The organism is Phyllobacterium sp. 1468, from assembly GCF_031455525.1.
GTDB lineage: Bacteria > Pseudomonadota > Alphaproteobacteria > Rhizobiales > Rhizobiaceae > Phyllobacterium.
This window is the reverse complement of the sequence record NZ_JAVDSX010000002.1, coordinates 573,948-587,683: the sequence shown is the minus strand read 5'-3', so window position 1 is coordinate 587,683 and position 13,736 is coordinate 573,948. Positions and strand designations below refer to the sequence as shown.

Annotated in this window: 12 protein-coding genes; 6 read left to right on the top strand and 6 right to left on the bottom strand. The window is 55.9% G+C overall.

Going from position 1 to position 13,736, the window contains the following annotated elements; translation table 11 throughout:
- The first annotated feature begins 227 nt into the window (after positions 1–227).
- The gene (locus J2X72_RS08260; RefSeq protein WP_210000638.1) at positions 228–1,001 is read left to right on the top strand and encodes a thiazole synthase; all 774 of its coding nucleotides are present in this window, start codon (positions 228–230) and stop codon (positions 999–1,001) included.
- 43 nt (positions 1,002–1,044) lie between these two features.
- Here the strand turns inward: J2X72_RS08260 and J2X72_RS08255 are convergent, their stop codons facing one another.
- Positions 1,045–1,494: an Rrf2 family transcriptional regulator gene (locus tag J2X72_RS08255; RefSeq protein WP_310070593.1), complete on the bottom strand. Its 450-nt coding sequence runs from the start codon at positions 1,492–1,494 to the stop codon at positions 1,045–1,047.
- 304 nt (positions 1,495–1,798) lie between these two features.
- Here J2X72_RS08255 and J2X72_RS08250 point away from each other — a divergent pair, with 304 nt between their 5' ends.
- Entirely contained in the window at positions 1,799–1,990 is a 192-nt protein-coding gene (locus J2X72_RS08250; RefSeq protein ID WP_210000656.1) for a hypothetical protein, read from the top strand.
- Between the two features lie 240 nt (positions 1,991–2,230).
- Here the strand turns inward: J2X72_RS08250 and J2X72_RS08245 are convergent, their stop codons facing one another.
- From J2X72_RS08245 to J2X72_RS08225, 5 genes are all read right to left on the bottom strand, one after another.
- Positions 2,231–2,881 (bottom strand): alpha/beta hydrolase, encoded by a 651-nt coding sequence (locus J2X72_RS08245; protein WP_310071046.1) that lies wholly within the window; start codon positions 2,879–2,881, stop codon positions 2,231–2,233.
- A 67-nt stretch (positions 2,882–2,948) separates the two neighbouring features.
- Positions 2,949–3,899: a lysylphosphatidylglycerol synthase domain-containing protein gene (locus tag J2X72_RS08240; protein ID WP_310070589.1), complete on the bottom strand. Its 951-nt coding sequence runs from the start codon at positions 3,897–3,899 to the stop codon at positions 2,949–2,951.
- A 27-nt stretch (positions 3,900–3,926) separates the two neighbouring features.
- Positions 3,927–5,696 (bottom strand): YbaL family putative K(+) efflux transporter, encoded by a 1,770-nt coding sequence (ybaL, locus tag J2X72_RS08235; protein WP_310070587.1) that lies wholly within the window; start codon positions 5,694–5,696, stop codon positions 3,927–3,929.
- Positions 5,697–5,884: 188 nt separating this feature from the next.
- Positions 5,885–8,419, bottom strand: coding sequence for a protein translocase subunit SecD (gene secD / locus J2X72_RS08230; RefSeq protein WP_310070585.1), 2,535 nt, complete (start codon positions 8,417–8,419; stop codon positions 5,885–5,887).
- Between the two features lie 107 nt (positions 8,420–8,526).
- Entirely contained in the window at positions 8,527–8,955 is a 429-nt protein-coding gene (locus J2X72_RS08225) for a hypothetical protein (RefSeq protein WP_310070581.1), read from the bottom strand.
- A 199-nt stretch (positions 8,956–9,154) separates the two neighbouring features.
- On the opposite strand from J2X72_RS08225, the gene J2X72_RS08220 reads away from it, so the two are divergent.
- From J2X72_RS08220 to J2X72_RS08205, 4 genes are all read left to right on the top strand, one after another.
- Entirely contained in the window at positions 9,155–9,865 is a 711-nt protein-coding gene (locus tag J2X72_RS08220; RefSeq protein WP_310070578.1) for a 2OG-Fe(II) oxygenase, read from the top strand.
- A gap of 53 nt (positions 9,866–9,918) precedes the next feature.
- A complete protein-coding gene (locus J2X72_RS08215; protein WP_310070575.1) occupies positions 9,919–11,148 on the top strand; it encodes a urate hydroxylase PuuD in 1,230 nt (409 codons plus the stop codon).
- The gene (gene guaD / locus J2X72_RS08210; protein WP_310070573.1) at positions 11,145–12,458 is read left to right on the top strand and encodes a guanine deaminase; all 1,314 of its coding nucleotides are present in this window, start codon (positions 11,145–11,147) and stop codon (positions 12,456–12,458) included. The genes J2X72_RS08215 and guaD overlap by 4 nt, the downstream gene beginning before the upstream one ends.
- A gap of 65 nt (positions 12,459–12,523) precedes the next feature.
- A complete protein-coding gene (locus tag J2X72_RS08205) occupies positions 12,524–13,735 on the top strand; it encodes an FAD-dependent oxidoreductase (protein WP_310070570.1) in 1,212 nt (403 codons plus the stop codon).
- The last annotated feature ends 1 nt before the right edge of the window (position 13,736 follow it).

Sequence of the window (13,736 nt, the reverse complement as noted above, 5' to 3'; positions counted from 1 at the left end):
CCACTGGTCGAACCGCATTTCGCTCGAAATGCCGATAATTCGACCAGCGGTTTTGAAAGCTTATGGTTTGCAAAGCAAACCAACGGCTGGGTTTCCGGCTGGCGGAGACCCGATTTGTCAGGCGGCCTCGGACGATGGAAAGACATCGACCTCGCCACCTTCCGCGTGGATTGTCTCGCCATCCAGGAAACAGAACTGTTTCCATCCAAGCATGAAAGGCTCTAGCCATGCTGCAACTTTATAATACCAAACTTTCCTCACGAGTTTTGCTCGGAACAGCGCAGTATCCTTCGCCCGCCATCCTCATGGATGCAATCAAGGCATCCGGCACGGAAATCGTGACCGTCTCGCTGCGGCGCGAAATGGCGGGCGGCAAATCCGGTGACAAGTTCTGGTCGCTTATCCGGTCGCTTGGAACACATGTACTGCCGAATACGGCGGGATGTCATACGGTGAAAGAAGCTGTGCTGACGGCGCAGATGGCAAGGGATGTTTTTGCGACCGACTGGATCAAGCTTGAAGTCATTGGCAATCACGATACGTTGCAGCCGGATGTCTTTGCGCTGGTCGAGACTGCCCGGATATTGTCCGATGACGGCTTCAAGGTGTTTCCCTACACGACAGACGATCTGATCGTCGCCGAGCGGCTGCTGGAAGCGGGTTGCGAGGTTCTGATGCCATGGTGCGCGCCGATCGGCTCGGCTCTGGGACCGCTCAATTTGCACGCACTGCGTTCATTGCGGGGCAATTTCCCCGATGTGCCGATGATCATCGACGCGGGTCTCGGGCGGCCATCTCATGCTGCGACGGTCATGGAACTTGGGTTTGATGCCATCCTGCTGAACACGGCGGTGGCGAAGGCCGGCGATCCAGTGGCAATGGCCGGGGCCTTTGCCAAAGCAGTTGACGCGGGCCATGCAGCTTTTCATGCGGGCCTGCTTGAGCCTCGCGACGTTGCCGTACCGTCTACGCCCGTGATCGGCAGGGCGGTGTTTACGTGACAGAGCCTTCCATCCGGGCATGAAAGGCTCCAGCCTGAAGCCCTTAGCTGTCGAGCAGTTCAGCGACCTTGGCATCGCCGCCGTAAACGAGGCAATCGGCGATCGTCGTCTTGTCCAGGACCGCACGGGTGACATTGGCGACTTCATTGAAGACGTGGCGTATCTCGCATGTCGCTTCGTCCTGGCAATCCTCGCAGCGGCGATAGGCGATCTTGCTCAGGCAGGGCAGAGGGGCAATCGGACCATCAATGAGACGTAGCACCTCGCCGAATGTAATTTCTTCTGCCGGCTTCAGCAGCAGATACCCGCCCATCTTGCCGCGACGACTCATCACGATACCCTGGTGCTTCAGATCGAGCAGTATCTGTTCGAGAAACTTCTTCGGGATATTCTGTTCTTCTGCGATATCCGAGATGAAGAGGGATTTCTCGGCGTTTGCCCTGGCCAGAACGACAAGCGCCCGCAGAGCATATTTGGCCTTTTGCGATATCATTTCTTCTTTGCCTGACTACCGGTGCGATGCAGTCATAGTCCCTCGCACTACAATTTCTAGTGTAAAAATGTTAAAAAATAAGTTTTTTTACGGCCGAGAAATGTCTTAAAAATGGTGTGTAAGGCGCTGAAAAATATTAATTCATTAAGAATTTGGCGTAGACGGCGGTGCGGAAGCAATGAATCCGATACACGATTAAACAGGTAGAGATTATTGACAAATGATTTCAAGCCGTCATCATTGGGGTATCGGTTGACCTAAAGGCAACTGCACTCTGCAACCGGATTGTTTGATGGAGGTCGCGATGTACAGTGAAGTATCAGGCATATTTAACCGGGCGGAACGCCTGTGGCGGGACGTTTTTGCAGCTGAAACTCTCGACCGCGATACCAGCGATTCCAAGCAGCGTGATCGCGAAGAAGCTGCGGCCAAGAAAAACCGCAACTGGACCGAGGAGGATTTCCTCTGGTGCTGGCAGCATCGCGGATTTTGGTGAGGACCGAGTAACTTTCTCCCCGCAAGAGGAGAGATCACCGGCATCTAGGCTCTTGCTAAAGGCCTCGAAGAGAGGGTGTCAGGTGCTGTAGAGGCAATCCTCTCTTGGGGTCTGCGAGGATCCGATAAAGAGGCTAGATCCAACAAAATGCTTTTCTCTCTCGCACCGGGAGAGATCACCGCCATCGCCCATGCCATTTCAGGCGCCATCTCTACCGGATTTATCGGTTCATGAACTAAATTACGCTGCTCGTTGAACGCGAAAATCCTGCTGCGGTCTGCGCAGTGAATCCGCCAGAATGTGCGCTTCCGGCCATGAGCCGAAGCCGCTTTCAATATTGATGTGTCCTGCATTTTTCATGTCGACAAAGCCCGCGCCCCAGACATTGGCCAGGGCTTCAGCTTTGTTGAACGACATATAAGGATCGTTGCGGCTGGCAACCACGATCGAGGGAAAGCCGAGCTTGTGACGTGGCAGGGGTGCAAAACTGCGAAATTTGGAATCCTGAACGGCCATACGTTCCGCGTCGGCTGGCGCAACCAGAACCGCACCAGCGATGTGCGCTGCCGATGGACGGCTGGCGAGATGCGTAACGAGAACACAGCCGAGGCTATGCGCGACAAGGACAGCACCAGGTGTTTCGGCAAGTGTCGCTTCGAGAACATGAAGCCATTGACATAGGACCGGATTGTTCCAATCGTCCTGTTCGACAAGACGCGCCGTTTCATCCTCCAGCAACCATTGCTGTTGCCAGTGGCCTTTTTCGGACCCGCGATATCCCGGAATGATCAATGTTGTCATGCGCCACCACTCCTTTTGTGCCATTGCCTGGGGAAGAACTCGTAATGTGGCCTCAAAATAGGGTGGTTGCACTGATCCATGAAGGAACAGCGCACTAAACTCGGTCAGAAATGGAAAATATTCCCTGCGCGAATTGCGGTTATCGTAAAATTACGCGTCAGGTATCGCTGTCCTTCTTGTACCAGCGCAACAGCAACTGCGAGCGTTCAAAATAAAGTACGACAAGCAAGGAAAGGGCAAATGGAATCAACAGGTAGAACAAGCGGAAAATTATCAGTGCCGCCAATACGTCGGCCTGATTCATATCGGGCAAACCAGTGAGGAAAACCAGTTCCAATACGCCGAGGCCGCCGGGCGCATGGGAGATCAGAGCCGCAGAAAATGATACGAGAAATATCCCGAGAATGATGAGAAAACCGGGATTGCCTGCTGTCGGGAGTGTAAAATAAATGATGGCGGCGGCACCGATGAGCTCCAGTGGTCCGACAATCAGTTGCTGGGCGACGACCGGCAAACGTGGATATTCGAGCGTGAAGCGCCGGATGCGAAGCGGCCGGAAATGCAGCCAACTGCCGAACACATAGAGCAGGACGATCGCCAAGGCCCCGAAACCCAGCCCGTAGCTCAGGGAAGGCGGCAATTCCGCGTTGAAACGCTGAAGGAGATGCGGCTCGATGAGAAGAACCACTGCGCTCAGCGTCAATACGCCCAAGATGAAAGTGAATGAACAGAAAGCGATGAGCAGCGCAATTTCAGGGCCGCTCATGCCTTGCGAGGAATAGGCACGATAGCGAACCACGGCTCCAGAAAGGACCGAGGCGCCGATATTGTGCGAAAGTGCGTAGGTGGTGAACGAACAGAGCGCGATGAACAACCAGGAAATCCTGCGGCGCAGGTGTAGCAGCGCGATGCGATCATAGCCGGCCAAGGCGGCGTAGGCGACGAGGGACGCAAAGCCTGCGAGGATCCAGCGGTGGGCAGGAATGGCATAGAGGCTGTGGATCACGTCATCCAACGAGATGCTCCGCAGCTCCTTGTAAAGGAGCCATATGGAAATCCCGACGGCGGCCAGCCCAACAACCGGCCATACGTAGTCCTTCAACTTCATGCTTTTTCCCGCTTGCCCATTCTGGCTCTATACCGCTTTTGTTGCTTCTATACGGTTCGATGTCTCCGGCTCGGGGTCTTCAAGATCAAGGATGTGGGCGACGATTCCGCGCGCTATTTCACGTTCACCCATGATAACCGCATCCGCACCGAGATCCTGCAAATGCTGGACCTCCGCATCCGAGTGAGCCCGCGCCAAAATGCTGATGACCGGGTTTGCGGCCCGGGCCTTGACCACGATCTGCCCGGCCTCGAAAGCGTTCGGAATGGCGATGATCAGTTGACGGGCCTGGGCAAGATTGGCGGCGGCGAGGATATCGCCATTGGCTGCGTTGCCGACGATCGTTTCAATGTTATCCTCATGCAGTTTCGCTACAGTTTTATCGGCGTCCTCGATAACGAGAAACGGCTTGCCGGCTTCTTTAAGTGCATCACCAACAAGACTGCCGACACGGCCATAACCGACCAGAACGGCATGATCGGTGAGGGACGTCGGCCGAATTTCCACATCGGGGGTTTCAACTGCTGTCAAATCTTCGGTCGAGGGTTCTTCCGCTGGCACGCGCTTTTCGAGCCTTGGTTTGAGATATGTAACCCCTGCAAACACCAAAGGGTTGACAAGTATCGACAAGATGGCGCCACCGAGGATGAGATCGCGGCCTTCCTCCGGCAACATCCCCAACCCGACACCAAGCTCGGCGAGAATGAAAGAGAATTCACCGATCTGCGCCAGGCTTGCAGAAATGATCAGGGCAGTGCCCGTTGGATAGCCAAAGGCGCGGACAATGAAAAATGCCGCGAGCGACTTGCCAACGATGATAATTGCGAGCGTTGCAAGCAGCGGCAGGGGATCATTGACGATTGTCGTCGGATCGAACAGCATTCCAACCGAGACGAAAAACAGCACCGCAAAAGCATCGCGCAACGGCAGGGATTCTTCTGCTGCGCGGTGGCTAAGTTCGGATTCGCTCATGATCATGCCAGCGAAGAATGCGCCCAGCGCCAGCGATACACCGAACAATTTTGCCGCACCGAAGGCGACGCCCAATGCGATCGCCAGCACAGCCAAGCGGAAAAGCTCGCGCGATCCGGTATGTGCGATCGCGTGCAGGGTCCAGGGGATTACCCTGCGTCCCACGATGAGCATGACTGCAACGAAAGCGACAACCTTGCCAAGTGTCAGCGCTATGACGCCGCCGATGCCTAGTTCGAAATATCTGACGATCGGGTCGCTCGCGGCCCGGATCATATCGCCGGTTTCGCTGCCGCCGTTGATCGCGCCGGCAATAGCTGGCAGCAGGACAAGGGCAAGAACCATGGCAAGATCTTCGACAATCAACCAGCCGACCGCGATGCGCCCCCGTTCCGTCTCGATCAGGCGGCGCTCCTGCATGGCGCGCAGAAGAACGACGGTACTTGCCACCGAGAGCGCGAGGCCGAAGACAAGACCCGCCTGTATGCTCCAGCCGAGAATCCAGGCAAGGCCGGCGCCAAGCAAAGTCGCTACCAAAATCTGCACGATGGCGCCGGGAATTGCGATGGCACGAACCGAAAGCAGATCTTTCAAGGAAAAATGCAGGCCGACGCCAAACATAAGCAGAATGACGCCGATCTCGGCGAGCTCGGAAGCCAGCTCCTGATCGGCGACAAAACCGGGGGTATGCGAGCCTGCCAAAACTCCGGCTACGAGATAACCGACAAGGGGAGGAATACGCAGACGATTGGCAATCGCACCGAAAATAAAGGCCAGAACCAGACCTATGACGATTGTCGCAATCAGCGGCGTTTCATGAGGCATATGTCGGCGTCTCCCTCTTAAGATGATCGATGGTTAAAAGCGATGGGTCCTGCGAACAGGTGCTGTCGCAGCAGTATTGCGTACCTCCGGTGGCTTGCAAACCGATTTCATCGGCTCTGGGGCGCAGGAAAGGTGATTTTTTCCCTGCGCCGCAGATAGTTAGCGTTGAACGCTAACTTGGCAGCCAATCAGCTCTGGATGACGGGCTTTTCGCCCGAGCCGATGCGCGAAGCATGGTTCTTTTCCCACCAAGTTCCGAGCAGCAAGAGAATCGGCGCTGCAATGAAAAGTGACGAACTCGTGGCAATGACCACGCCGAAGAGCATTGGCAGAGCAAAGTTTTCCACGGCCTTGCCGCCCCAGATCGCCATGGGAAGCATGGCAAGGAACACGGTCAGCGAGGTATAGATACAACGCGCCAAGGTCTGGTTGATACTCAGATCGATAATCTGACGCAGCGGCATCTTCTTATGAATGCGCAGGTTCTCACGCATTCGATCGTAGACCACGACCTTGTCGTTGACGGAGTAACCGATGATGGTCAGCAGAGCGGCAATGGCCGTGAGGTTGAAATCGAGCCCCATCAGCGCAAAGAAGCCGACGGTTTTCGTGGTATCGAGGATCAGCGTGGCAATTGCACCAAGGGCGAAGTGCCATTCGAACCGCCACCAAATATAAAGCAGCATGGCAAGGCTGGCGAGGGTAACGGCAAGGACACCCGATCGTGCAAGCTCCTGACTGACCTTCGGTCCGACGACTTCGGAACTCTCGATCTTCACACCGGGATCAAGCTGCTGGACGGAAGCCCTGACCTTGGTAACGGCCGCGGTCTGCGCTTCTTCGCCGCCGTCCTGACGCTGGACGCGGATGAGCACCTTGTTGTCGCCGCCGGCCTGCTGGAGCGCGACTTCACCGAGACCGAGGCCTTCAAGAGTCGAACGCATCGTTGCAAGGTCCGCAGGTTTGGACGTTGTAACTTCCACCTGGATACCGCCCTTGAAGTCGATACCGTAATTCAGACCGGGGTGGATGAAGAGGATGACCGAAGCGATAGACAGGAAGATCGAAACGCCGATACCGAAGAAACGGGCGTTCATGAAAGAGATGTTGGTGTTTTCCGGTACGAGCTTGAAGAGGTGTTCGATACGGATCGTCTTCATCTTCCGGCGGCGGACGATAGCCGTCATCATGACACGGACGACGGTAACCGCCGTAAACATGGAAACAAGCGCGCCGATGATCATGGTGATGGCGAAGCCACGGATCGGACCGGTGCCGAAGAGGAACAGAAGTAGCGTTGCGATAAGGTGTGTGGCCTGCGAGTCGATGATCGTCGAATAGGCGAGCTTGAAGCCGCGGTCGACCGCGGCCATCGCACCGATACCTTTGCGCGCTTCTTCACGGATACGTTCGTTGATGAGGATGTTCGCATCAACAGCAAAGCCGATACCGAGGATGATGGCGGCGATGCCGGGGAGGGTAAGTGTCGCGCCGAGCAGGCTCAGAATGCCGAATGTAAGAATAACATTGAGGGCAAGCGCGAGATTCGCGATCAGACCCCAGCCGCTGTAGAGGACGAATATGAAGCCGACCACGAGCGCGAAGCCGATGAGGCCCGTAAGAACGCCCATCTTGATGACGTCGCCACCAAGGTCCGGACCGACGGTACGTTCTTCGATGACTGTCAGCGGTGCCGGCAATGCGCCGGCGCGAAGCAGAGCAGCGGTGGTGACGGTATCCTGAACCGTGAAATTACCGGTGATCTGGCCGGAGCCGCCGGTGATCGGGACCTGGATGACAGGAGCTGTCAGCACCTTGCCGTCCAGTACGATGGCAAAGGGACGACCGACATTCTGGCTGGTGATATCGGCAAACTGACGCGCACCGACATTATCGAAGCGGAATGAAATGATCGGCTGGTTGGTTTGCTGATCGAAGGCGGCGCGGGCATCCGTCAGGCGTTCGCCGCTGAGGGCAACGCGGTCTTCAACCGGGTAGGTAATGGCGGGATCTTTCGCATCCGGCAAGATGGATACGCCAGGAGGCGGCGCGGCGCCGGCATTGCGATCCGCAACCATGTGGAAGGTCATCTTGGCCGTGCTGCCGAGCAGGGCGCGCAGCTGGCTCGGATCCTGCAAACCGGGGAGCTGAACGACGATACGATCGGAACCGACGCGCTGGATTGAAGGTTCGGCAACGCCGACCTGATCGACGCGGCGACGGACGATTTCCAGACTTTGCGTCAATGCATTGTCCAGCTTGTCCTTCATTCCGGCTTCGGTCAGCGTCAGACGTATCTGGTTGCCGTTCGTGTTGATATCGATGTCACTGACAGGTGCGGCAAACCCGACTTGTGCGACTTGAGTGGTAAGATCGCGCAAGGCCGCAACGGCAGCATCGCTTTGTGTCGCGTCCGCCAACGTTACGATGACGCTGTCACCCGCGACACGGACAGACTGCGGCTGGATTTTTGCCGTGCGCAGATGACCGCGCGTGTCGTCGAGAATTGAGCGAATGCGGTCTTTCTTGAGTGCTGCCGCATCCACTTCAAGCACGAGATAGGAACCGCCCCGAAGATCGAGGCCCAGGGCGACCTGCTTCTTGGGGAACCAGCTTGGCATAGCTTCGAGCTGCGCCTTGGTAAAAGCGTTGGGAAGGGCGAGGACGATACCCGCCAGTATAATAGCAATGTAGGTCCAAAGGACCCATCTCGACGTACGCATATCTTAAATTCCGTTATGGAGTGCGGTGGCGCTGCCGAGAACTGATCTACGAGTTTGCCTGGCGGCCGCCGGATTGTTTTCGTCGCTTCCGATTGGAAACGGTGATGTCAGGCCGCGGTCAGAGGCGGAGCGCGGGCGTGGAAAACAGAATTGCGGCCTGGCGCCGGACTCGTTCCGGACGGAACCGGAACGACGCTTTTCCCGTTCGCAAAAACAAGCGCATGCCCTTCAGGCACCAAAGCATCCAGTGAGCGGCTATCGGACCCGAGGCCGCTTTTGATCTTCAGGTGCAAAGCTTCAAGTGCCGCAACACGCATTGCGCTCTGCACGGGAGTGGACTGATTGTTGGCTTCGTGGGCCAAGCGCGTTTCATTACGCGTCGGCGCACCGGCATCCTTTGCCGCAATATTGGTCTCCGCACCGGTCACATACACCGTTCCCAGAGCGGCGCTGATCGTGGATACAAGCCAGAAAATAGAAATCAGGAGCGGAGCAGCGCTTCGCTTTCCTTTTTTTCTATTTCCGTGAACGCTCATCATGTCATCCAATATCACTACGTCGGGGCGCAAAACGCCTCGCTGCGACTCTCTTTATGAAGTCTGAAAGCATGAGTCACTCAAAATCGTCGCGTTTGGCTACCAATGGCCGCAAAATATGTCGTTTTGCAGGAAACGGGTGGAACGAAACCTCCAAGTTGTCCACTTTGCGGAAGATTAGTTCGAAATGGAGGTCACCATGGCTGACTCAATCAGCAGCACATCGACCATTCGATGGGACACGATAGAAGCGGAACTGGACAATTTCGGCTGCGCCATTTTGAGATCCGTTTTATCGAAGGCACAATGCGAAGGATTAGCCGGAGGTTATCCGGACGACAACCAATTTCGCAAACGCATTGTCATGGCGCGGCATGGGTTTGGTCGGGGCGAGTACAAGTATTTCAGCTATCCCTTGCCCGATGTCATCAGCGATCTGCGCCAATCGCTCTATCGGCCCTTGGCCGGCATTGCCAATCGCTGGAACGAACTCATGGGCATCACTGTCCGTTATCCGGACAAGCATCAGGCGTTCATCGAGCGATGCCACGCTGCCGGGCAGAATCGTCCGACACCCTTGCTGCTGGAATATGGTGAGGGCGACTACAATTGCCTGCACCAGGATATCTATGGCGAGCACGTATTTCCGCTTCAGGTGGCGTTTCTGCTGTCGAAACCCGGAGAGGATTTCACTGGTGGCGAGTTCGTCCTGACGGAACAGCGGCCGCGTATGCAATCCCGAGTGGAGATCGTGCCGCTAGGTCAGGGTGACGCTGTGGTTTTTCCGGTCAGCCAGCGTCCTGTCAAGGGTGCGCGCGGCTACTATCGCGTGAATATGCGGCACGGCGTCAGCCGCCTACGCAGCGGAAAACGCCATACGCTCGGCATTATCTTCCACGATTCTCAATAGTTGCATCGGCCCGCGAACCGCCCCATTGTGGCGCGGTAAATCGTGGGGCCTCAATGGATTATCTGATCTTCTGGGAATGGCTGAGCTTCGCTGCGCGGTGGCTGCATGTGATCACCGCGATCGCCTGGATCGGCTCATCGTTCTATTTCGTCGCTCTCGATCTTGGATTGCGGAGGCACGCAAATCTGCCACAGGGTGTCAATGGCGAGGAATGGCAGGTTCATGGCGGAGGGTTCTACCATATCCAGAAGTACATGATCGCGCCGCCGCAGATGCCGGAGCACCTTATCTGGTTCAAATGGGAATCCTATTTCACCTGGTTGTCCGGGTTCATGCTGCTCTGCATCGTCTACTACGGCAGCGCCGATTTATTCCTGATTGACCGCAATGTCCTCGATGTTTCGACGCCCGTGGCTATTCTGATCTCGCTCGCGTCGATTTCAATCGGCTGGCTGGTCTACGACCTTCTCTGCAAGTCTCCGCTCGAGTCCAATGATACCCTGCTGATGCTCATTCTCTATGGCGTGATCGTATTCATGGCATGGGGTTATACGCATCTGTTTACTGGACGCGCCGCACTGTTGCACCTTGGCGCATTCACTGCGACGATCATGACCGGCAACGTGTTCTTGCTGATCATCCCAAACCAGAAAAAAGTCGTAGCCGATCTGATCGCTGGCAAAACACCGGATCCCAGGCTCGGCAAACAGGCCAAGCAGCGCTCTACGCACAACAACTATCTGACGCTTCCGGTCATCTTCCTGATGCTGTCGAACCATTATCCGCTTGCGACTTCCACGGAGTTCAACTGGATAATTGCCGCGCTGATATTCATCATCGGCGTGCTTATTCGGCATTATTTCAACTCGAGACATGCAGGAAGAGGCAATCCGCATTGGACATGGCTTGCCAGTACCATATTGTTCATCATTATCATCTGGTTGTCGACGGTACCTAAAGTCCTTACAGGCGAGGAGAAGGTGCCCCGCGCTGCTGAACCTTTCCTCGCTGCGCAGAACTTCGAACAGGTTCGCGATACCGTAATGGGACGTTGTTCGATGTGCCATGCAGCGGAGCCATCGTGGGAGGGCATCATGCTGCCACCAAAGGGTATTCGTCTCGATACGGATGAAATGATCGCGACCCATGCGAGCCAGATCTATATTCAGGCCGGAGCGAGCCATGCCATGCCGCCTGGAAACCTGACGCATATCACCGATGGTGAGCGTGCGCTGATCGTCGCGTGGTATCGCAGTGCCGCGGCGGGGAAGGCGACGCCATGACAGAATTGTTGTTGCGTGGCCGCATTCTGACGTTCCATGATGAGCCGTTGAACGGTGAGACGAGCGCGGAAACATTCACATATCGCGAGGATGGCGGGCTTCTCATTCGCGACGGCAAGATCGTTGCAATGGATGAATTTGCAACTTTGCGGGCGGGAGACGGCCGTGACGTCGAAGTCATCGACCATCATCCGTATCTGATTATGCCGGGTTTCATCGACTGTCACATCCATTATCCGCAGATGCAGGTGGTCGGTTCCTATGCCGGTGCGTTGATGGAGTGGCTCGACAAATATACATTCGTCGAAGAGCAGAAATTTTCCAATCAAGGCCATCCGGAAAAGATCGGCTCCGCGTTTTTCGATGAGTTGATCCGCCATGGTACGACAACCGCAGCAGCATATTGCTCGGTGCACAAAGCCTCGGTGCATTCCTTCTTTACGGAGGCGCACCGGCGCAACATGCGCATGATTGCCGGCAAGGTCATGATGGACCGCAATGCGCCGCCGGGTCTACTCGATACGCCGCGATCCGGATACGACGATAGCAAGGAACTTATCGCGGACTGGCATGGCAAAGGGCGTCAACTATACGCAATCACGCCACGTTTTGCTCCAACCTCATCTCCAGAGCAACTCGAGATGAGCGGCACGCTGGTGCGCGAGTTTCCGGATTTGCATGTGCAGACGCATCTTTGCGAGAACGCTGCAGAGATTGCCTTCGTTGCTCAGCTCTTCCCGTGGAGCAGGGATTACACGAATGTGTATGAACACTATGGCCTGCTGGGTCCAAAAACCCTGCTTGGCCATTGCATCCATTTGAACGATGCCGAGGTAAGTACGATTGCCAACAGCGGATCGATCGCTGTTTTCTGCCCGACGTCAAATTTGTTCATAGGCAGCGGATTGTTTGATCTGGCGCGCGTTCTGGCGTCAAACATTCGCAACGCGATCGCGACGGATATTGGCGGCGGCACTTCCTACTCCATGCTGCGAACGCTGGATGAGGGCTATAAAATTCTCAATATCCAGGGCCAGCGTTACCATCCGCTCCGGTCCTTTTACCAGGCAACCCTCGGCAACGCGCGGGCTCTCGCGCTGGAGGGCATCATCGGCTCGTTCGTGAGAGGTGCGGAAGCAGACTGCATCGTTCTAAATGCACGCGCCACACCCGCAATGCGCATTCGCATGGAAACCGTCGAAACACTGGTAGAAGAACTCATGCTGATGCAAACCATGGGTGATGATCGAACAATCGCCGAGGTTTACATAGCCGGCGTCGCAGCCAAGAGTACTTTGCCGAGCCAGTAGCGCAGGGAACCAAAAAACGCATTCGGCCGTTGGGCTCGATCAATGCCTCGTCTCCGGGACACTTCATGACAACACAGCATCGGAATTTGCGAACCGGCCAGCCCATCTGGCTTGGCCGACGGGCTGCAGGGATTGAGTTCAACCTGCTGGTTGAAGATATAACAATAGATATCGCCATTGTTGGCGCCGGCATCAGCGGGGCCCTCATGGCCGACAGCTTGAGTGAAGCCGGGTATTCGGTTGCCATCTTTGACAGACGAAAGCCTGTGACCGGTTCGACGCCCGCGAGCACCGCGCTGCTGCAATTCGAAATTGACACACCTTTGTATCACCTTGCGCAACAAATGGGTCGCGACGATGCCGAGCGTGCTTGGCGGCGATCAAAGCTTGCGGTCGATGCATTGCGTGAAAGAACCCGTGACCTTGGGATAAACTGTGAAATGCAGGACAGGGACTCGCTCTACCTTGCCGGCGATCTTCTCGATGAAAAAGGCCTGCAGCGAGAGTTGTTGGCCCGTCGCCGAGCGGGCTTTGAAACAAAACTTTTGAACCGAGACGAACTAAACGCCAGGTTTCATATTGACCGGCCGGCGGCGTTGATGAGTTTTGATAATATTGAAGCCGATCCGCGCAAACTGGCGCTTGGATATCTGAACGCGGCAATCTCCCGCGGCGCCAGGATTTTTGCGCCGGTTGAAATCGTGTCGGTCGAGCCACGGCCGCGCGACGTAATTGCAGCAACAATGGAGGGGCGAAAAATACGCTGCAAATATCTGGTTTCCACAACGGGTTATGAAATACCCGAGCAAGTGCCGCAGAAGGGACACCAGATCATTTCTACCTGGGCACTGGCGACACCGCCCCAGAAGCAAAAACTTTGGCCCGAACAGTGCCTGATCTGGGAGGCCTCGGACCCTTATCTCTATATGCGGACGACTCAAGACGGGCGCATCATCGTCGGTGGAGAGGATGAGGAATTCGAGGACGAGGAAAAGCGCGACGCGAAGCTGCCAGCCAAGACCAAGGCAATCCTCGCAAGGCTCAAGAAGTTGTTTCCTCAAGTTACGGCTGAAGCGGACTACGCCTGGACTGGAAGCTTTGGCTCGAGCACAACGGGTTTGCCAACAATTGGCGCCATCCCAAAAATGAATCGCTGCTTCGCCGTCCTCGGATATGGCGGGAACGGCATCACGTTTTCCATGGTCGCGGCACAACTCGTTCGTGGGCTCATAACCCGGGCGGGCGATCCTGACGAAGACCTGTTCGCATTCAAATAGG